16 protein-coding genes, 3 tRNA genes and 1 pseudogene are annotated in these 20,943 nt (G+C 52.7%); 3 read left to right on the forward strand and 17 right to left on the reverse strand.

Going from position 1 to position 20,943, the window contains the following annotated elements; all coding sequences use genetic code 11:
* Positions 1-14 precede the first annotated feature (14 nt).
* From EUZ85_RS08185 to EUZ85_RS08215, 8 genes are all read right to left on the reverse strand, one after another.
* Positions 15-89, reverse strand: a tRNA-Asp gene (locus EUZ85_RS08185).
* 28 nt (positions 90-117) lie between these two features.
* Positions 118-204 (reverse strand) — tRNA-Ser (locus tag EUZ85_RS08190).
* 26 nt (positions 205-230) lie between these two features.
* Positions 231-318, reverse strand: a tRNA-Ser gene (locus tag EUZ85_RS08195).
* 196 nt (positions 319-514) lie between these two features.
* Positions 515-670: a hypothetical protein gene (locus tag EUZ85_RS31110; protein WP_164887204.1), complete on the reverse strand. Its 156-nt coding sequence runs from the start codon at positions 668-670 to the stop codon at positions 515-517.
* A 530-nt stretch (positions 671-1,200) separates the two neighbouring features.
* Positions 1,201-1,488, reverse strand: coding sequence for a hypothetical protein (locus EUZ85_RS08200; protein WP_127968830.1), 288 nt, complete (start codon positions 1,486-1,488; stop codon positions 1,201-1,203).
* Positions 1,489-1,561: 73 nt separating this feature from the next.
* Entirely contained in the window at positions 1,562-1,834 is a 273-nt protein-coding gene (locus tag EUZ85_RS08205; protein ID WP_127968831.1) for a hypothetical protein, read from the reverse strand.
* A gap of 93 nt (positions 1,835-1,927) precedes the next feature.
* Complete coding sequence (locus tag EUZ85_RS08210) at positions 1,928-2,317, reverse strand: hypothetical protein (RefSeq protein ID WP_127968832.1); 390 nt, start codon at positions 2,315-2,317, stop codon at positions 1,928-1,930.
* A gap of 26 nt (positions 2,318-2,343) precedes the next feature.
* Entirely contained in the window at positions 2,344-2,748 is a 405-nt protein-coding gene (locus tag EUZ85_RS08215) for a hypothetical protein (RefSeq protein ID WP_129498726.1), read from the reverse strand.
* A 146-nt stretch (positions 2,749-2,894) separates the two neighbouring features.
* Here EUZ85_RS08215 and EUZ85_RS31575 point away from each other — a divergent pair.
* Positions 2,895-3,655: pseudogene (locus tag EUZ85_RS31575) on the forward strand (IS3 family transposase); the annotation flags it as partial.
* On the opposite strand, the gene EUZ85_RS08230 reads toward EUZ85_RS31575, so the two are convergent.
* The 6 genes from EUZ85_RS08230 to EUZ85_RS31115 form a co-directional block, all read right to left on the reverse strand.
* Complete coding sequence (locus tag EUZ85_RS08230; protein ID WP_127968836.1) at positions 3,641-3,841, reverse strand: hypothetical protein; 201 nt, start codon at positions 3,839-3,841, stop codon at positions 3,641-3,643. The pseudogene EUZ85_RS31575 and the gene EUZ85_RS08230 sit on opposite strands and share 15 nt — an antisense overlap.
* A 106-nt stretch (positions 3,842-3,947) precedes the next feature.
* A complete protein-coding gene (locus EUZ85_RS08235) occupies positions 3,948-4,463 on the reverse strand; it encodes a hypothetical protein (RefSeq protein WP_127968837.1) in 516 nt (171 codons plus the stop codon).
* A 72-nt stretch (positions 4,464-4,535) separates the two neighbouring features.
* Positions 4,536-4,979 (reverse strand): hypothetical protein, encoded by a 444-nt coding sequence (locus EUZ85_RS08240; protein ID WP_127968838.1) that lies wholly within the window; start codon positions 4,977-4,979, stop codon positions 4,536-4,538.
* Between the two features lie 1,002 nt (positions 4,980-5,981).
* Complete coding sequence (locus EUZ85_RS08245; protein ID WP_127968839.1) at positions 5,982-6,323, reverse strand: DUF5615 family PIN-like protein; 342 nt, start codon at positions 6,321-6,323, stop codon at positions 5,982-5,984.
* A complete protein-coding gene (locus EUZ85_RS08250; RefSeq protein ID WP_127968840.1) occupies positions 6,323-6,547 on the reverse strand; it encodes a DUF433 domain-containing protein in 225 nt (74 codons plus the stop codon). The genes EUZ85_RS08245 and EUZ85_RS08250 overlap by 1 nt, the downstream gene beginning before the upstream one ends.
* A 592-nt stretch (positions 6,548-7,139) precedes the next feature.
* Positions 7,140-7,313 (reverse strand): hypothetical protein, encoded by a 174-nt coding sequence (locus tag EUZ85_RS31115; RefSeq protein WP_164887205.1) that lies wholly within the window; start codon positions 7,311-7,313, stop codon positions 7,140-7,142.
* A gap of 262 nt (positions 7,314-7,575) precedes the next feature.
* Here EUZ85_RS31115 and rtcR point away from each other — a divergent pair, with 262 nt between their 5' ends.
* Positions 7,576-9,210, forward strand: a complete 1,635-nt coding sequence (rtcR, locus tag EUZ85_RS08255; RefSeq protein ID WP_127968841.1) for an RNA repair transcriptional activator RtcR — start codon at positions 7,576-7,578, stop codon at positions 9,208-9,210.
* 144 nt (positions 9,211-9,354) lie between these two features.
* On the forward strand, positions 9,355-11,835 hold the full coding sequence (locus tag EUZ85_RS08260; RefSeq protein WP_127968842.1) for an acylase: 2,481 nt from the start codon (positions 9,355-9,357) through the stop codon (positions 11,833-11,835).
* Positions 11,836-11,847: 12 nt separating this feature from the next.
* Here the strand turns inward: EUZ85_RS08260 and EUZ85_RS08265 are convergent, their stop codons facing one another.
* From EUZ85_RS08265 to EUZ85_RS08275, 3 genes are read right to left on the reverse strand one after another with little or no spacing between them, the layout of a single operon-like run.
* On the reverse strand, positions 11,848-14,112 hold the full coding sequence (locus EUZ85_RS08265) for an AAA family ATPase (RefSeq protein ID WP_127968843.1): 2,265 nt from the start codon (positions 14,110-14,112) through the stop codon (positions 11,848-11,850).
* On the reverse strand, positions 14,102-17,398 hold the full coding sequence (locus EUZ85_RS08270) for an AAA family ATPase (protein WP_127968844.1): 3,297 nt from the start codon (positions 17,396-17,398) through the stop codon (positions 14,102-14,104). Before EUZ85_RS08270 ends, EUZ85_RS08265 begins: the two co-directional genes overlap by 11 nt.
* Positions 17,395-20,700, reverse strand: a complete 3,306-nt coding sequence (locus EUZ85_RS08275) for an AAA family ATPase (RefSeq protein ID WP_127968845.1) — start codon at positions 20,698-20,700, stop codon at positions 17,395-17,397. The genes EUZ85_RS08270 and EUZ85_RS08275 overlap by 4 nt, the downstream gene beginning before the upstream one ends.
* Positions 20,701-20,943 lie beyond the last annotated feature (243 nt).

The following is a 20,943-nucleotide window of genomic DNA, read 5'->3' on the forward strand; positions in this document are numbered from 1 at the left end:
TACCTCACTATAAATGGCGGCCTGTAAGAGAATTGAACTCTTGTTTCCGGGGAGACAACCCGGCGTCTTCGCCATTGGACCAACAGGCCGTGTTCGTTTTTTCATCGTCAAAATATCTGGCGGAGAGTGAGGGATTCGAACCCCCATGCCTGTCTCCAAGCCACAGTTTTCAAGACTGCTCCATTACCGTTCTGGCAACTCTCCGTTTTGCGACTTCCTCTGTCTAAAGGTGGCGGTAGGCGCAGGACTCGAACCTGCAGAACCCCTTCGGGTTCGACGAGTTAGCAACTCGCTGCCTTACCATTCGGCCAGCCTACCTAAATTCAATAAAAAACAATAAGTTATATATTCTGTTGGCCGCTATAAAAAGGATTTAAAAAGCCAAAGTGTCCACATTGTGTCCACAGATAAAACACATCAAAAAACCAGTGAGCGCTAACCCGCTGGATTCCTATTCCTTGATAAGGGGAGGGGGTCCAGAGGTTTTGGCTTCCCTCTGAACGTGACTAAGTCACTAGGGGGAGGCTTTGCCTTTTGGCTTGCTGTTAATTGCGATCCAACTGCGTAAATAATCGCATTGCCAGTCACTAAGCAGCAGGTTGGCCACGAAGCTGCCCTGCGTAGGCTGGCTAAGCTCGTGTCCCGACTGTTCGCTGAAATGCTTGATCATGAAATGCTTCGCTGTATCTGCAATAGAGTTTTTTATCTCGCTAGGTGTGCATAAGCACTACGCGTGCCAACTTTTTAATTTCGTTGTTTTTAAAGGGAAATTACGCTTCTTCTGATCCGCCACAAAAGAAGGTGGTTAGGACTGGTGGAGTTGTCAATTCGAAAAATCGAATAATTATTCGTATTTTCGAAGTTGTCTATTTCTCAAAAGATCCAACAGGTTGAAATAGAAAAGCTAGATTTGCATCGCGAGTAAAACGAGCTGGGTTATGCGTGAAAAAAATTAAACACCCGCAGTATTTGATACCGTGCAGATTCGACCTTAGCCCAATAAATCGTCATTTCTTATATAAAATTGTTTGTTATGACGCTTTCATCCTCCTTAGGGAAAGCCTTATTTCCATAGATTATTTCAAAGTATTAAAGCTGCTGGACAAGGAGGGGATCTAATCAGGCTTTGTGACTGAATAGGGGGGGCGTAAGCGCGTCCCGGCCCGAAGGGCCCTTGCTGGTTTGACTTTTTAGGTGTATTCATGGCCACTCACTCTTAGGACCTCTAAATATCTTCACGAGATTCATAAATTCATCCAGTGAAACTTCATTAGTAAATATATACTCACCAGCGGGTATACTTTCTACCTGAATATCGTAACTGTTCTTTAGGTCACCACCCAATGTAGAGATAGAAAACGTAGTCTTGACATCGGAAATCGTAAATCCAACTCCGTGTCTCTCTTCTTTGGATGATCCAAAGTAATGAACTTCTCCAAACTCTTTCCTTACAGCATCAATCAATTTTTGAATCTGTTGGCTATGCATACTGATTAACACCTAACGCTTTTGCTGTCCTGCGCACGTGGCGATAGCCACCGGAGTGTACTTCACCAACTTGTTATGTATTGTTTTTAGCACGGACTTTATTTACAGCCTGAGTTAGCAGGCTAATTAGTAACTCAGCATTTTCAAGGCTAAGCTCGATTTCTGTATTAGAGGTTACCGCACCTTCAGGAAGAGATTCATCACCTAGATCAAGCGACGTAATATCAACTTCAGGGTGTATATTCCATGCTTCTATATTTACACATTCATCATGAATACCCGCTAGAACTTCGATATAGCCTTTTCGATATTCGATAGAGTTGCACTTAATAAGATTTCTATCCATGGACTTCCTCAACCTATAAATACATAACGCCCGCAGCTGCGGATGACTTGTAGCGACGAAGGAGCGGAAAGGCATTCCGGCAGCCTGCGCTTGTTATGCTTTGCTACCAATTTCTCTAATACTTTCTTTAAGTGATTCAATATCTGACGGGGTGGTGTCTTGATACTTTCCGTAAAAATCACAGGCCTCTTTCAAGTATGAGACAAGTTTAGATTTAGGAATTATACAGAAAATCTCTCCGTCGCTCAGTCCATGCTCTTCATGACCTAGATAAGCCATGAACCCGTCGTACTTTTCAACTTGAAAGTCAGAACCTACATCTTTGCTCCATTTCAGTATGTGCCAGTCAATTTCACCTCCACACTCCCCGGTAACCAAATCCTTTACTTTATGTGGAAAACTGAAGCTGTTTAGCATTTTGTTCAAGCAGTGCTTAACAGGCCAGTCAGCATCGTCTTTGTTGTAGTCGAAGTAGTACTTCATACAATGGTTTCCGCATAACGCTTTTCTCAGCGGCTCACTTCGTGAGTCCGCTGGAGCAACTTGTTATGCTCCGCAGCTTCGTGATTACCGATAGATTTATATAGGCCCTTTCTCTTCTCTTTAAGGGTGTTTAGCTTTTCGTCGATTTCTTCGCTAGTAATTTTCGAATTACCCTTGTGTACTGCGCGGTACATTTCTTGAGCATATTCTCCTAGAGCCCTTAGCTCAGCTTGCAGCTCATCAGCTCCAAGGACTAATAGTTTTGATTCGGCAGATAACAGATGAAGAAAGCCTTGGTAAAATTTACTCTCAGACTCCTTAAGCTTTTCTTCCGTTTCTTCTTGCTTATCCACATTGTTATTATTGTAGTGTATTTTCCAGTTCTTTACGTTAGTGCAGTAGTCCATTACATTTTGGATAAAGTCATCCAAGCAAGAAATCAATTCCTCTAATCGGAGATTTCGTTTGATCATCAACTCTTTTTCAAGCTCTGTAATTCTTTGTAAGGATTGTAGTGGTCTAATAGTCCCGGACACATTAATAAGAGACAATACCCGTCAACGATTAAGGTGTCAGCATGAGTCAGAAAAGGTCGTATAAACAGTATACAAAAGAGTTTAAAGAAGAGGCCGTTTCCTTGGTGCGCGACCAAGGTTATTCCGTCCCAGAAGCGGCTAAATCCCTCGGCATTAGCGCCAATATGCTCTACAAGTGGAAGGAAAAAATTGAAGCTCAGCTTGAAAACCAGGTTCTGGCTGAAGACGAGCGCGCCGAGTTAAAACGGCTTCGCAAAGAAAACAAAGAGCTGCGCATGGAAAAGGAAATTCTAAAAAAGGCTTCGGCCTTCTTCGCGAAAGAAATGAAATAAAGTTCGCCTTCATTCAGGCAGAGTCGAATCGCTTCCCTGTGAAAGCGCTTTGCCGGGCTCTGCGTGCAAGTCGATCAGCATTTTATGCCCGGCGACGGCGCTCCGCGCCGGTGATCCGGTTTGATGAGCTGCATCTGCATCTGCATCGGCGAATGAAGCGACTGTTTAACGCTTCTCGAAGCAGTCTGGGCAGTCGAGAGATGATGAAGAAGCTACGTGAAGAAGGCTTTCAGGTGGGACGCTACCGGGTTCGCAAGCTCATGAGTCGGCTTGGTCTTCAGGTCACGCAACGCGTTGCTTACAAACCCACTACAAGGCGCAAGCACCATCATGCGGTTGCGGATAACCTGTTGAATCAGAATTTTAATCCTACTGCGCCCAATCAGGTTTGGGCTGGCGACGTGACCTATCTGAAAACAGGAGAAGGCTGGATGTATCTGGCCATTGTCATGGATTTATATTCCCGAAGATGCTAGTTCGACCTGAGTTTTACTATTAAATTCGGCTGTTAGCTTCGAAGCAAATAAGCCTATAAGACCACCCACTATCGTTCCTAAAATAGGAAGTCCAATTTTTATCAAATCTCCTACAAAGTCAGGCTCTTTTGCCTTTAAAGCTTGCTCAGCAAGTTTTAATACGATTTCACTTTCGGTCATCTCATCTCCTTAAGAGCATAACGCCCCGCACAGGGGCAGACAAATAAGCGTAGCGTTTTGGCTGTCCCTGCGACCAACGGGAGCGATTGCTGCGGTTTGTTATGCATTACACACTCCCCGCTCTGATTTTAGGTAGCTGAGGCTGACTAATATAGAGTTCGCCATTAGTGCTTGCATAGACTTTAACAAACCGAATGCACCAACCCTGATAATGTTTGTAGAAGTGGAAGCGGCCAACGCAGCCATAGTGCCCTAGCTCTAGCAGGCGCGTAAGGTTTGCTTCAATTGATGATTCTAGATGAGGCGGAGTATATACCGCTACGAATCGAAGTTTTTCCCAGCTTCCATTGATATTAAAAAGCGACTGAGCGTATGTAATGCTTTGCCATACAAGCCTTGTAGTTTTAGATGTCTGTTTAAGTACCCCAGTAACCCATTTACACTCTATACCAAACCACTCATTAGTAAAGCCCTGCTCTATAAGATGAGGCTTCGCCTTTAACACCAAATCAATTCTCACGCTTTGCTCGTAGAATTGATGGAAGCCATCGACCTCTCTCAATATTTCAAAATCATTCGAAATACGTGATATTAAGTCTTTGGTGAGAGCTTCTTCATCCACTTCGATTACTCTGCTTATGCATAATGTCTGGGTAAGCTGCCGGTACAGAGCGCAGCGTAGTACCGGTCGGCTTCACCCACTGGTTATACGTTTTTCAATTCTATGAAGAAGATAGCAGCCGATTAAGGAGACCAGAAGCCAAAGGCATATCACTGCAGAAGTCATAGCCAAATACTCCAAACCTAGCTCTGAAAATTCGTATGCATAAAAGTCCTCCACCATTATTGACGCCCTAATGGACGCCTCTTCAGCGCCGAACAGCATCAAGGCTAGGGCCAGAATCACGCCAAGTCCTTGCTTGATATTATTAACCTTAGATTTGAGAGCAAATTTAAGCGTGAGGCCCAAAATAATGGCTGACAAGCCAAGAAAGGAAGCATTTAAAGCAATCGAACTTGGTTTACCTTCCAGGACACTTCGAATCAAAGCGATCGCCACAGCCAGAGCGACAAAACCCAAAACTGCATTGATAAAATAGTAAAAATAGTCGAAGAGTCTTAACCACAACGGCCTCATTTAAAAATCTTCTTTATATTTTAGGATTAGCCACGTACCTGTAAAGGTGCACGTATAACATTTGTATATCGCGCATGCGCGTTTTTCCATTCCAATCTTTTGAAGATAGTTCATCCAACCCACTGATTCCAGTGTAAAACCCCAGAAAGTCAAACTACCTCACTTACAAGAAATCGTGCGTGCGCATATACACTTTCTTGGGTGTCTCGTTATCACAACAGGCTAGCTCGCAAGTTATTGAATCAAAGCATTTTTTAAGACTAAATCATCAGCAAACCGAGCCATTCGCTACGAAAAAGCGTGCGACTTTCCAGTCACGTGAGAAATGGGCTGTGTTTATATACAGTTAAGCGTAAAAAAATACCTGTCCCCATCACAACGTCTTACACCAGATTAACTGTTACAGCTTAGTTCCAAATTATTCAGTAATTGAAACCCTGATATTTCCAAAGCCTGTTCCCCTTTGGGGCTTAGGGCCTACCCTAATTTCACAAATTCGGCATTTACTCAAACCGCGCAGGCGTGGGGAGGAGTGAATTTTTCTATGAAGAAAGAGGACCTGCTCCGCAGGCAAATCGCACTATGTGGTGAATAATTAACCATGTTTTCCCCGTGAGAGGTGAAAATGGCACTCAATATCTCAAATTCGCCACTTTACTCGCTATTCCATGGTTTCCGGGGATTCTCTACTGCAGAGTATTTCCTTAAAATCGTACTCTTAGCAATTTCCTGCCACTTTAGTAAAACTTCAAGCAAGAAACGAAGTGCGATTCCCCTGGTCTGCTCCGTGTTCGTATGTCCAGATACAAACAAGCGGGTCACACTAACAAACGTCGGCACATTTACACTAAGGGGTAGGCTTGGTCTCAATAAAAGTGGGATATGTGGATAGAGTAGGTACAAATCCATCCATGGACTCTATCTGCACGTAGTGAAAAGCTATATCGGTGACTATGACAATCTCCGCGCATGTGGGAAGCCGGTCAAAGTTGGGGGCTGTTTCTAAAAGCCCTTTAGCATTAACAGCCCATCATTGGAGCTACTAATAAAGTGCAGTATCTTGTTCTTGTTATTTATGATCATCTGCTCGACATTACTTAATCTACTATTCCCTATCTCTAAGCGGATGACCTTTGGGGGAGGACCAAAGCGCTGCCAGTAGTCCACAAAGTCTTTATCCTTTGTGACGAGAACGAGGTTGTTCGTTTTTGCATACTCCCAGACGACAGGGTCTTGCGTGCCTTCCCCTAAACTCGGAGCCTTAGCGACTGCAATTGTTCCCGGAAAATCACCAGCCAGCCGAGCGGCAAGCTTGTAAGACAAGTTCTCATCGATTAACAACACTATGCAGCGCTCCCTTTTGCAATATGGTGTGCTGCATACATAAGCGCCGCTCTGATTTTGGCTTCGTTAAGGGAAGGGAAATCAGAAATAATTTCAGAATGACTCATGCCGCAAGCAAGCATTTCCAGAATAGCTTCAACCGTTATCCGCGTCCCTTTAATGCAAGGCTTGCCAACCATCACGTCAGGTTTTGTTTCAATGTAGTGCAGGTACTCTTTGGACATATATCCCTCCTTCTCGTTGCCGACTCATAATAAATTTGTGGAAGGTTGGTGTCTATTATCAAGTCTAGCGGTTGCGAGGCGGTTTAACCTTCTGGGGCTGAACGAACCGAGATGACTTTACGCCCTCAAGAGTCCGAGGGCTTTAACACATGACTGCATATTATCTTTGGTAGCCTCGCCAGTTCTTTCCCTGTTCAAGGGTTGGTCTGGCAAGTTATAAGCGAAAGGGCCTCTACAATAGCCTTGGTTCCGGGAAACCTTAGTGCGCTAGTAACCCCGGATCTTCCCCGCACGCCCATGGTGTGGCGGGGACGGAACCAATCGCAGGGTGTCGTTGTTTGCTCGTTAGCCCGGATCGCAGGCGTTTAAAACAAAGAACGCAGTGCAAAAAATGTTGGAGCTTGATGTGCCTGTGCAATCGCTCCAGGTAACCGTTCTTTGTTATGTGCTCTCTTTCGTCACGCGACGTTTTTACCGCGCTGCTCGAAAAAAACACATAAAAAAACCCGGTGAGCTTTCGCCCGCCGGGTTCTCGTTCCTTGTGAGGGGAGAGTGTCCGGAGGGCGTTTGCTTCCCTCCGGACGTGATTACGTCATCGAAGGGTGTGGTTCGCCTTTGATTCGCCGAGATCGTTTGATTTGCTCCAGTCGCTGGAATAACCGCAATACCAATCGTTATGGCGCAGGCAGGCCACCAAGCCGCTGCTTATGGGCTGGCTCTGTATCTGTCCTGGTTGTTGATTGAAGTGCTTGATCATGAAAAACATGCCGGTATCCGCAATGGAGTCGTTAAGTTTAAGTTGCCCGAATATTAGCACTACTCGTGCCAACTTTTTCTTTTCTGCAAAGAAACTCTGAAGTCGCCATATTTCCCGGGGGTTGAGACGTGTGTGCGGGAAATCTGTAGCAATGGCTATGAACCGTTTTAAGAAAAAAAGATTTTCTTATTTTGGAATCAAATATTCGAAAAAAAGAAGTTTTCATCTAAAATCTCCACAATTAAGTCTATTGCTGAATGGGTAGAGCGGCGTGGCGATCAAGAAACGTAAACATAAAGTGGTATTTGGCTTTTTAGGCTCCACCATGGACGCCGTGTCCCGTCGCAGGGGGAAATATGAAAAGCGCTGGCAACGCTGGCGGCCTACCGTGTCCATTGCGCAACATCCGGAAGCGTTTCCTGTCGATCGCTTAGTGTTGCTATATAACCCGCAGGATCGCGAACTGGCGGATGAAGTGATCGCCGATATTGGCGACGTGGCGCCCAAACTTCAGGTGGATCTGCAGCAACTGGATTTCGATGCGCCCTGGGATCTGCATAAGGTATTCCCCAAACTGTATCAGTTTATTGACGGCTATCCCTTTGATACGGAGAAGGAGGAGTACTTCTTTCATATCACCACCGGCTCCCACATTCAGCAGATATCTATCTTTTTGTCTGTGGGCGCCCGCTATTTCCCCGGCAAGCTGCTGCAAACTGCGCCGAGTCGGGATCATGAAGGCGGCAGCAAGGTGGAAGTGATCGATCTGGATAATGCGCCGCGCTCCGTGGCGGAAATATTCAGCCAATCGCGTAAGCGCGACACCGATTATTTGAAGTCCGGCATCGATACCCGTAATGCGGACTTCAACCAGTTGATCAAGCAGATTGAGACCGTGGCGATTCGCACTCGCGCCCCCATATTGATTACGGGGCCGACCGGCGCCGGTAAATCACGACTGGGCTCTCGTATCTACGAACTGAAGCGTAAGCGTCAGGATGTGAAAGGCGCTTTTGTGGAGGTCAACTGCGCCACCTTGCGTGGAGATAACGCCATGTCTGCATTGTTTGGACATCGCAAGGGCGCTTTTACCGGCGCGGTTGAGAAACGGGATGGTTTATTGAAGGAGGCTGACGGCGGCGTATTGTTTTTGGACGAGATCGGCGAGCTGCCTTTGGATGAGCAGGCCATGCTGTTGCGCGCCATCGAGGATAAACGCTTTTTCCCTCTGGGAGCGGACAAAGAAGAAAACAGCGACTTTCAACTCATCGCCGGTACTAACAGAGATCTGCGCCAGGATGTCATCGACGGGCGTTTCCGGGAGGATTTGTTCTCGCGTATCAACCTGTGGACATATCGTTTGCCGGGTCTGGCGGATCGGCATGAAGATATCGAGCCTAATCTGGACTACGAGCTGCAACGTTTTGAGCGTGAAAACGGGATTCGCGTGCGCTTCAGCCAGCAGGGCCGCAAGCGCTATCTTAAGTTCGCCTGTTCACCCAGAGCATTGTGGAAAGGCAACTTCCGCGACCTCAACGCCAGCGTCACCCGCATGGCGACGTTGGCGGAGGCCGGAGAGATTGACGTGGCCCTGGTGGACGCGGAGATGGAGCGTCTGGGGTATCTCTGGGGGATGGAGCTGCGCTCCGCAAGTCAGCAGGCGGAGGCCGGCCTGTTGGAGAATCTGATGTCGCCGGAGCAGATGGAGGAAATGGATCATCTGGATCAGGTGCAATTGGAAGCCGTGGTGCGCGTCTGTCGGGACAGCAGTTCGGCTGCGGAGGCGGGCCGACGCTTGTTTGCGGCCTCACGTTTGAAGAAGCGGCGTTTGAATGACAGTCAACGTGTGGCGGCGATACTGGACAAATATGGCCTGCATTTCGACCAGATAAAAAACGCCTGGTAGCGTCGTGTACATTTAACGGCGGCGGGAGTATAAATGGCTTGTCCAGCCTGAGCATAGAAGGTGTTGCGAAGGAGAGTGGAACATCGCCAAGGGGAGAGCCGGCGAGCTATCCAGGGGGCGCTAAAACAAGAAAAGGAGTTTTCTATGTTGCATTTGGGAAAATGGCCACGGGGTTATCGCGGCGTCGTACTGATGCTGGCCCTGGGATTGACGGGGTGCTTCGAGCAACCGGTCGCCTTTGACGACGATGGCGTGCTGGAGGCGCGCATCCGGCGCACAGAGTTTGGCGCGCCGCATATCGAAGCGGATAATCTGCAAAGCCTCGCATTCGGTTCAGGATACGCCTACGCACAGGATAATATCTGCATCCTGGCGGATCAGATCATCAAATATAACAGTCAGCGCTCCCGCTACTTTGGGCCGGATCAGACTCCGGGGTCTGGCGATTCACAAAACCTTATCAACGATTTCGGCTATCTGACTCTGGAGCTGCGCAAGCAGGCGGAAGAGGGGCTGGACGCCATGAGCGACGCCAGTCGGGCGTTGTTATCCGGCTACGCCAGCGGCTACAACAAATACCTGGTGGACGTGGGCGTCGACCATATCGACCCCACCTGCGCCGGCCAGCCGTGGGTGCGTCCTATCTCAGATGTGGACCTGCTGACTTATTCCCTCGGGTTGGCGTTGATGTCGAGTTCTTCAGGCTTCTTGACGCAGATCTATGTCGCCGCGCCGCCGGGCGAGAGCTATTTGCCGCAGATGGCGGACAGCGGGCTGTCGCCGCCTTGGGCTTCCAACAACAGCGCTCCTGTTGAGCTGGCTGCACTGCCTGATAAGTCTAGATTGGGATTGGGTTCTAACGGCTGGGCTTTGGGCAAGCGCAAAACCGCCAATGGCAAGGGCATGTTACTGGCCAACCCGCATTTTCCATTCACTGGAAATTTACGATTCTGGCAACAGCATCTGACCATACCCGGCTCCATGAACGTGATGGGCGCGTCGGTGGCGGGCATGCCGGGTGTGGTGAATATCGGCTTCAATGAGCACGTCGCCTGGACCCACACATACTCGACTGCAGAACACTTTGTTGTGTACGAATTGAGGCTGGACCCGGAAGATCCGACGGGGATGACCTATCTTGTGGATGGCGAGCGCCGTCGCATTCAGAAACGGAGTTATGTCATTGATGTGAAAGTCGCGCCGGATACGGTGTTTGCGCTCAGTAAGGACCTGTATGTCAGCGATTATGGTCCCATGGTCGCCCACCCTGAAATACTGCCTTGGGGCCAGTCGTCGGAGGGGGGCTTCGTAGCATATGGCATTAAAGACGCCAACCGGGCGAATTTCGATCTGATCGATACTTGGCTGGGCTTGAGTCTGTCCCGCGACATGGCGGACGTCCGCAAGGTCTTTAAGCAGTTCGACGGCGTCATCTTCAATAACACGATGGTGGTGGACGAAGCTGGCGACGCATTTTATATCGATGACTCCACCGTTCCAGAATTGAGCCCCGAAGCCGAGACGGCGCTGACCACCGATACCAAGTGGAGAAAGTTACGGGAGCAGCTTGAGTTCACCATCCTGCCGGGCGACGCTTCCGTATATGACTTCAAAGGGCCTTCTCCTTTCTTCAAAGCGCCTAAGCTCATGCGCTTCGATTTTGTGCAAAACTCCAACGACAGTTATTGGCTGACGAATCCCGCCAGTCCGATACGGGGCGTCTCTACTTTGTATGGCCCGGTGGATAATGAGCAGTCATGGCGCTCGCGAATGGGGCAACGGTTACTGACGGACGCTGCCGGTTGGGATGGACGCTTCACCCTGCCTGAACTGAAAGAGGCGCTGCTGAATAGCCGCTCCTATTTAGGGGAGGAGATCCTGGAAGATCTGTTGGCCGCCTGTAGGGCGGGCGGCGATGAGCCGGTCATCGTCAACGGCGAACCCGTGGACCTCACCGAGGGGTGTTACGCATTAAGTTTGTGGGATGGCGAGATGAACACGGATAGCCGGGGCGGGGTATTGTTTCGGGAGTTCGCCTGGCAGTTTGATCAAGACCCGCAATGGCGTAAGACATTTTCTCCCCAAGACCCTTTCAATACGCCTAACAAGCTTGACCCTAACTATAAGGTGCTGGAGCAATTGGCCACGGCGATAGGTTATGTGCAAGCAGCGGGGCTGTCTCTGGAAACAACCCTTGGCGAAGCCCAGTTTGTCGAAATGAGTACGCTTGATGGTTCACCGAGCGGCGTACGTTTCCCGTGGAGCGGAGCCGCCCATATTGAGGGCGGCTTCAATGTGTTCAATCCCTGGATTAAGCCGGATGGAACCCTGCTGCCTCGGCATATTTATCCTTATCTGCCAGGATCAAAAATCAGCGCGGAGGCTATAGGTTATCACCTGACTCATGGATCGAGCTGGATGATGGCGGTGAGCTTCACTGTTAATGGGCCGGTCGCTGAAGGGTTTTTGACATACTCCCAGTCCGCCAATCCGGAGTCGCCGTACTACCTGGATCAGACGGAACTGTATTCGCAGCAGCCTCGACTGCGCCCACTGCGCTTCCGTGAGCAGGATATCGCAGCCCATACGCAATCGGAGCTGCGTATCAGGCTGGATATCAATTAGCGCATAGAGCGCCTACTCGGCGCGAATGACCAATGCGCCGTCGATAGCGTCCAGGTGGATGCGCGACGGCGTATGTTCCCGCGCCACCAGAAAGGACGCCAGTTCCGCCACGACCCGTTGCTCGATGGCGCGCTGAATTGGTCGCGCGCCGTAAAGCTCGCTGAATCCCGCCTCTGCGATATGTTCCACCAATGCGTCACTGAAGCTCAGCTTGAGCTTTTGTTCCCGGACGCGCTCACGCTGGTTCAGCAACTCCAGCTCGCGCCGGGCGATGCTCAGGATGCTGTCGCGATCAAGTGGATTGAAGCAGAGAATGGCGTCGATGCGATTGATGAACTCGGGACGGAAGAAATCGCGAATGCCGCTCATTGAGACCTGCCCGCGTTTTTCCGCCGCTGAGAAGCCCATGCCGCCGCCAGCGTTTACGCCCAGGTTCGTGGTCATGATGATGATAGTGTTACGGAAGTCGGTGGTGCGGCCGAAGCGATCAGTCAGCAGACCTTCATCCAGCGTTGAGAGCAGGGCGTCAAAGACGCTGTCGTCGGCTTTCTCAATCTCATCCAGCAACACCACAGAAAACGGATTGGCGCGCACGTGCTGCACCAGTGGACTGGGTTTGCCTTCGCCGCCTATCAGACGCTCAATGTGTCCGGGATGTTGGAACTCGCTCATATCGAGTCGGAACAGCGGATTTTTACTCTGACCTGCGCTGAAGAAATAATCCGCCAGCGCTTTGGTGGCGGCGGTCTTGCCAACGCCGGTAGGGCCGGCGAACAGTAACGTCGCTATTGGCTTTTGCGGATCGTTGAGGCCTGCTTTAAAGATCTGGATGACCCGGCATAACTGTTCGAGGATGCTGTCCTGACCGATGATGCGGGTTTTGAAGTAGTCCAGTAGCGCTTGCTGAGACAGCGCCTGTTCATCCCGCAGAAACAGCTCCGGCAACCCGGTGTAGGCGACAAAGTCCGCGATGACCTGATCGCGGGTGATGGTCGCCTGCTTTTTCTCAAAGGCGTTTTTGACGCAGAGATGATAAAAGCGCACCAGATTACCCGGGGCGCGTTCGTATTTGATGTAGCGCCTGACCAATTGCGATACTGTCTCCAGCGCATCGTCGCGAGTATCGATAGCGAAGTTGGAGGCGGCGTAATTGGCGTAAGCCTGCACCACTCGCTGCGCGGAGCGGCCAGACAATTCCGTGACGTTGATCTGTTCGAATAAATGCAGAAACCCTGGCAGCTTATTACGCGCCGCGTCCAGTTCTTGCGGGCGCAGTTCGCCGATAATGCGGATCTGGCCTTTGGCGAGATAGGAGCGCAGGTAGGCCGCCATGGAGTCTTCCTGGCCTTCGCCGCCGATCGACAGCAGGCTGATGAAATCATTGAGCCAGAGCACGCCGTTGATTTGCGCCAGAGACTCCACCACTTCATCGCAGACTTCCTGCCACTCCCCAAGGTACTTGGCCTTGGCGATGATGCGTTGCGGCGTGGAGCGCCAGAAGGTGAGGGGCGCATCGCTGGATTTGCTGAGGCGCGCGGCCACCCGCACCGCTTCCTGCCAGAGCACGCTCTTGCCGACGCCTTGCTCGCCGATCAGCAGGCAACTGCTGCGTCCTTCCAGCAATTCCATCGCCAGCCGCTGGATCATTTCGCCTCGCTCCCAGGCTACTTCCGGGAGACGGCTGACCTGGCGTTTGACGCGCTTGGGCAATGGCGCCTGATCCGACACTGTCTGCATGTACTCCATCGCAGCACTGTTATGCTGTTGTTGAGAAGGACGCACTTTGCCGCGGTCGAAACTGACCACTTCCAGCCAGGGCTCGGAAGGCATGACGTAGCGGTAGGCTTCTTCCGGCGTGACGTTATTCAACACTTGCAAGGAGAAATGCTCGATCAGCGTTTTCAGCTGCACTTCGTCATAGTAGTAAAACGAGCGCTGTAGAAACGGTAGAAAGCATTCGCCGAAACCCCTGTTGGGGTCGCGGCTATGCACCGCCGCAATGCGGAAAGCGCTGGGCGCCGACAGCGGATACACGCCCTGATCCGAACGATAGGACAACAGTGCATTAATTGTATGGAAGCTGATTTGCGGGCTGCTGATCTCCGGGCTGTACAGGCATTCTCCCTGTTTGATCGCCTTGGCCAGACACTCCGATGCGGCGCTACGGATTTTGGATGGATGCGACTCCATCACCACCAGTTCCGTCCCCAGAATGACGCCGATTACATCACCGCTTTCCAAGGTCCAGCAGGCTACGGGAAATTCTTCAATCGCCATGACGTAATTCTCCTTTGCAGGCGGGGCTTATCAACAGGCGCCAGTCGGCGAGCATGGGAGAGCCGTTTAGCATCAGTCCGGTGCGCAGATCGGTGACCCCGAACTCCCGCTGCGTGGCGGTGGGCGTCGTGTAAAGACGCTGGATATCCAGGTCGCCCTGATGGTCCTGCTCCAGACGGCGCTGACGGCCTTCCTCCGCAGATAATCCCGGGTAAAACGCGACGGTCACGGGCACTTGCAGGTTGGATTCTTCGATAAAGAGATGCACTCCCTGTTCATAGCTGAAATAACGCTGCAGCCCGGGGCCACGCAGCGCCAGCGCGACGCAGTCGTCGCTGATGCGGCTGTCCTGCACTTCGCCCAGGCGCCCCAGCGTCTGCTCATAGGCGTTGGTCAGGAAGCGCACGCCCATTTGACCTTTTTCCGCCACCAGAGAGCGAATCACCAGGCAGCCCTGGTCCAGCCCCCGGTTCAGATAAGCGTGCGCGATAAACAGCACGTAGCTGAAATCGACGCCGAGCTGGAGGCAGTCGCTCATGTTGTAATCGACGAAGTCCTCCGCTTTCTGATAGAGGCCGTTGAGGTAGTCGCGCAGGTCGTTCTGAGCCGCCAGCGCTGAAAAATCCAGACGTATGGAGCGCCAGCCTTCCCGCGTTCGCGCCGAGGTGCGGAAAGGCATGTTGGCCTGAAGACGCTGGGTCCTGCTGCGTTCCTCGCTTTCCCAGGTATAGGTTTGCAGCGGCTCCAGCAACTCGCGAAGAGCGTCGCTAAGATGCCAGCGCCAGTAATCTTCGTAATTCTCGCCGGGATGGAGCAGGCTTTGCGGTTGGTGCAAACGTTCGTCCAGCGCCTGCAGCGCGGCGACCATTCTTTGGTAGTCCGGCAAGGCGTAATCCTGCTCTGGACGCGGCAGTGCGCCCGCTATGATGGACTGGTGACGGAAGCGGGTAATACGGCTGTCAACGCCATGGGGGCCGTCAAACAGGGTCAGCATGATCGGGTCCAGGCTGTCCAGTTCAGCCAGTCGTTGCGCCGTCAGATGCGTGATAACCCGCTCCAGATTGCGTTTCAGCGCACGCGCGCCCAACAGGGGATCAAAGCTTGCGTCCGCCAGCCGGTTAAGACAGGCCGGGTCTATGTTCAATATGGTGCTGCGACGGATAAAGCCATCCCGCTCCAGCAGGCGTTGCATGTGCAGTTGCGCCAGTCGCTGCATATCGCTGTGTTGTAGCGGGTTAAAGACGACGATATCGTTGATGCGGTTGATCATTTCCGGGCGGAAAAACTGCTCCACGCTTTTGCGATAAGTCGCTGCGTTGTCGTCGCTATGATGACTGAAGCCAAACCGCGACGCCGCCTCTTTGGCGCCGATATTGGAGGTCATGATCACGACAGTCTGGGTGAAGTCGGTGGTCTTGCCCATGGCGTCGGTAAGACGGCCGTCGTCCAATAATTGCAACAGCAAATCATGGACCTTGGGATGCGCTTTTTCGATTTCATCGAGCAGCAGGACGCAGGCTTTTTGGTAGCGCACCCGCTCCGTCAGTAAACCGCCTTGCCCCATACCATCGCCAATCAGGCGGTGTACGGAGCCCGCGTCGACGAACTCGTTCAGATCGATGCGCACCAGACAGTCGCTGTTGTTGAACAATCGTTGTGTGAGCAGTTTCGCCGCTTCAGTTTTACCTACGCCGGTAGGACCGATAAACAGAAGGGTATTGAGCGGTTTGCCCAAGGGCGTCAGCTGCGCCTTGATGGTCATCACTGTGTCCGTCAGCACGTCCTGCGCCTGCGGTTGCCCCACCAGACGCTGTTCGAAGAAACGGCGTACTTCGTTTTCCTGTAGCGTGGCGTTTTTGTCGATCAACGTTCTGCGGAAATGGAAGTTGGTCTGGAACGCCTGATACACCGCTTGCTCATCGGCGCGTTTGCCTTGATGCTTCACGGCGATGTCGCGCATGACGGACAATACCGAGCCGGGCAGGGCGCTGTCGCCGCGAAAGCCCGGCTCCAGTCCCAGCAGGGTAAGCAGCGCCTGGGAGGCGATTTCACAGTTGTATTCGCGCTCCCATTGCGCGCGTCGGCGCACATAAATTTGCGACAGTTTTTCCGCCGGCAGCGGCTCCAGTCGCAATACCTGGAACAGGTCGGCGAAGCCACGGTCCAGTTGTTGAATGCGGCGCCATTCATAGGGCGTCGCCTCCAACACCAGGCCGATTTCCCGGCGCTCCAGATACGGCTTCAGCACATGACTGAGCGTAAGGCTGGTTTGCGAACTCTTACCGATGCGGAATAGCGCCACGGGATTATCGATGTAGAGCACGTCCGGGGTGCGGATGGCGTAGGTCTTCTGCAGGCGCTTCTTCACCCAGCTGAGAATCGCTTCAAAGCGCCGCTCCCATTCGCCAACCACGCTCATCCCGGCGATTACCCGTAATGGATCAAGCAGCCAGAGCTTTTGCAGTCGCTCCGGCGCTTTGACGTCGCTGTTCGCCATGTACTGGGCCAGCGTGTGCTGGATCAGGTTGCTTTTGCCGCCGCCGGGCGCGCCGACGATGACGACGGGTTGCGGTTCGCCGGAGAACAGCGCGCGTTCCAGCCAGACGGCTTCGCTATCGCGATGCAGCGAGCCTTCCAGGTCATCTGGATAAAATTGTGCGAGATCTTCCGCTGTCTTTTTCAGTTCATAGGCGCCGCTGAATTCGCGGCTGGCGGAGAAAAAGGAAAATAGCGACGCTGCATTTTGTTCGAAGGGGAAGTCGCTCTGTTCGACATTCACGGAGACGCCGATAGTGGTGGCGGAATCGCCGGCCTGAGAGTGTAGACGTTTGATGTCGAAGGACTCATCCGCTTTGCGCTGACTGCGAATATAGGCGCCAATTCTTCCCACCAGAAATTCAATCAGCTGTGGGCGTGTCTCTACATCGTCAGGGATGAGCAGCGTCTGATAATTCAGCTTGGGAAGGCAGAGGTAGCGATGCTCGCGCACCTGATATTGCGCCACCGCAAACAGGCCGTCCACCAAGTGCATGCCGGACTTGAACGTCAGGTGTATCAACTCGAACCGATAGTCCGGCTGGAAGCATAACCAGAGCAAATGTTCTACGCTGTCCCGGTCCAGGCGTCGATCGTCGAAGGTCTTTTTGAGCGAGGATTGATAGCTGCGCAGGGCGTCGCCATAGCGGCGTCGACTGACGATAAAGCCCTCCGTCAGCAGCGGCGTCAGGGTGAACTCGCCATTGCGGCTTTCCACCAGCGTGGGAAATTCGAGTCGCAGTAACGTCATTCCTGCAGCCCTCCTGCGGCATCGTCATAGGCGGATTTAGCGTCGCGCTTTTTGTCTTCCGGTTTCTTTTCCTGACGGATGACGAGGCGGGCCAGCAGCTTGTCCTGCAGGGATCGGGCGGCTTTGTGTTTGACCCGCTCTGAGTGCCCGGAAAGATCCTGATAGGTCTGCGGGTCGCCGAAGCGTTCGTCCTGATATTCTTCTTCGCGGACTTTGCGATGGGCTTTCATGTCTTTGTAAAACTTCATGCGGTGAATGCCGGCGGGAACCTCATATTCGTCAAGCTTGGCGTCATTGAAATCGATGTACATCGGCGCGTTTTTGTCTTCTTCCGTGGCCCAGTCCACTTTGCCATGGTCATGACGCCAGAAATATTGCGCGCAGGCGCCGGATAAAACCCAGCCCATGCCGATCAGAGGCAGTTCTTCCTGAGTGAGCATTTCTTTGCTGACTTTATAGGGCGGCAGCGTCACCAGCTTGACAAACTCGCCGTGGGGGACGGCCTCCGTTATCGGATTGGCGTCCAAGTCGGGGTCTAAATAGATCCATACCCGGGTGTAGTCATGGTCTAATTTTTCGAACCAGCGCTCGTACCACAGGGACAGACGGTCGAGTTGAGGCTGGCCGCCGTATACGAACAGCAGATGTTGGTTATAGTGCGGGTTGAGCGTGCTCTCGACTTCGATCAGGAAGTCGTCAAAGCGCGTCTGCAGTTCTCGCAATGTCTCTTCATAGTCTTCCGAGAGCATGGCGCTTTGTTGATCCAGTAATTGGCTGAGGCACTCATTTTCCAGTGCGTAGGCGTCTTCTATGCGTTGCGTAAGCGCTTCGCGCAGGTTGAACAACTCGCCATAGCGCCGGGTTTGCTCCGGGTCCTCCCAAAACGAATTACGCTTGCGGCGTTTGCGCGCGTCCATCTGGTCAAGTTCGCTGAGGCAGGAAATCCAGGTGGGGCTCTCCTGTAGCGCCTGCAGATCGCGGCGGTGGGCGGCGACCTTCTCGGTCAGCTCCATAAAGTAGCCTCTGGCGCGTTTCTCCAGATGGGTGACGCGGGCGTCGAAGCTCAGTGCGTCTGCGCTGACGGTGGCGGTGATCTCCAGGGGATCTTCGTGGGGGCGGGCGCTGAGCGCCGGCGCCAGATGGGCGGTGACATGCTTGCGCAAGAGTCGCTGCACAGAGCGGGCGCCGTAGCGCGGGTCCGAGGGCAGGTTGTTCAGGTGGCTCCAGACAGGGGGCTCGAAGTTCAAACTGACCTGACGATTACTTAGCCCGGCGGCGCCCTCTAAGCGTCGCATTTCTTTTTGCAGCACGACCATTTGCTCTTCCTGCGTGAGGGCGAAGAAAGGCGCGACCTGATCAATGCGGTTGAACAGTTCCGGGCGGAAGTATTTCGCCGCCGTCTGTTCGAAATGGCGTTGGGCGGCGGCGTCAGTTTTATCTTCCGTGCTGAAGCCGACGCTGTTTTGCATGAACTGCTGAGCCCCCAGGTTGGAGGTCATGATGATCAGCGCGCTGCAAAAGTTGGCGGACTCGCCGTGGTCGTCGGTAAGCCGTCCTTCTCCCAGCACCTGCAGCAACAGGTCGTAAAACGCTGGATCGGCCTTCTCAATTTCATCGAACAGCAACACCGAGAAAGGCTGCTGACGCACTTTGGTCACCAGACTGGCTTCGCCGGTGGCGGTCAGTCGGGTGACGGAATAAGGATCGCTGTATTCGCTCATATCGAAGCGCAATAGGCGTTTTTCATCCCCGAACATAAACTGCGCCAGGGTTTTCGCCATTTCCGTTTTACCGACGCCGGTAGGGCCTACAAACAGCAGCGAGGCGATGGGTTTGCCGCGAGGCGCCAAACCGGCTTTGACGGTAATGATGGCGCGCACCAGGGCTTCCACGGCCTGAGTCTGACCGACGATGCGGCGACGGAAATGTTCGCGGACTTTATCTGCGTCCAGACGCGCCTGATGATCCACCAGAAAACGCGGCATACCGCTCTCTTCACAAAAGGCGGCGATGGCTTCATTTTCAGTGATGGCGCTGCTGTCTTTGCGGGCCGCCAGGATCATGTTTTCAAAGAAGCGGATGATCTTGCCAGGATAGCCGGAATAAGGCGCATAGCGGCGTTGCAACAGGATGATGCGTTCAATGGCGTGGGGGGCGATGCGAATGTTGAAAAGTTCCGCCTGAGCTTGAATCGCCTGCCGCGCAATCTGGTTTTCCTCCTCCTCGCCGCGTTCGGTGAAACGCACGATATGGAAGAGCTGACTATAACCCGGGGCGCGCAAATCAATGGCGGCCAACTGCTCTTCCGTCACTTCCGCAATGAGGGTGATTTCATTGCGTGTCAGCGGATCGCGCAGGGCTTCGGCGATGCTGACGCTGTTGCCTTGATACTGGCCAACTTCGAACAGCTCGCTAAAGTTGCCCAGGTAAATGAGTTCGCTGTTAGCGCGGGCTTCGCGCACCCACAAGCCCAGTGCGTGACGCCAGCCGCCCTGTTGCGTCAGGGCTTGCAGCATTTGCGCCGCGGTAGTGCGCCAGGGAATCTTGTTGCTGTTGGCGCCGGTGAAGTGTCGCTTCACAAATTCGTTGATGAGCGCGGTCTTGCCACAGCCGCTGGGGCCAACCACCAGCACGCTTTGGCGGAATTCGCCAAGCAGGTTGCGGTTTAACGTGTCTACGTAAGCGTCCAGGCCAAACACGCTGGCGCGGCTGCGATGCATGCGGCGTGCGGTCTTTGCGATCATCGGCTCGTCCTGCTGGCGACGCAGGTCCGCCAGTTCGGCTGGCGTGTAGAACTCCAGCATCACTTCCTCACGCACGACTTTAGGGGACGCATACCACTGACAGGCGATGAGCGAGCGCGCGCTGTCGAACCGCTTATTACGCAGCATCTCCAGCTGAATGCACTCGCTTACCCGCTGCATGATCTGTTCTTCGTCCCAGCAGAGGCAGGCGACGGCCAAGGCTGGAACCACGCCGAGGATTTCCCCTTGGCGCAAGCGCCAGATAACGGCTTCGAACGTAATCTCATGTCCTGTATAGCCGCCGTCTCTGGAGGCCGGGACCTTTACTTTCACCTGTCGCACTTCCGTCTCGCCTTCCGGCAGGTAGTGCAGCAGCTCTACATATTCGCCCTGTTTCAGCAGTTTTCTCTGCGCACGCTTTTGAAACTGGCGGGCAACATGGGCGCTAGGGGCGTTCAGCCAGGCAATTTCGGTCATATTGCCAGGAAGAGTGAGTGTGACGCCGCTTTCGTGGGTAAGGATGGTGTTATAGAAGGGGAAACTGAACTGTTTACTCATGGCTGAAACATCTGCGCAATGGAAAAGACGTGCCTGTCGGGACGATGCGAACGGAAAAGGGGCTATTCTTACGAATATGGCCTGGGAAAACAATTGAGAGTAAAAGTTATGTTCTCGGCGCCGGCCTAACGCAGGCTTTATTGTCCGAGATCAAGGCTGTTCATTCGACAGATCAATAGAGTCCCTCCTCTTTGTCTGTGAACGTCGGAACCAGCCTGTGGTGAGCCCTGTATCCCTCATCTT

The sequence above is a fragment of the Hahella sp. KA22 genome (genome assembly GCF_004135205.1).
Classification (GTDB): Bacteria; Pseudomonadota; Gammaproteobacteria; order Pseudomonadales; family Oleiphilaceae; genus Hahella.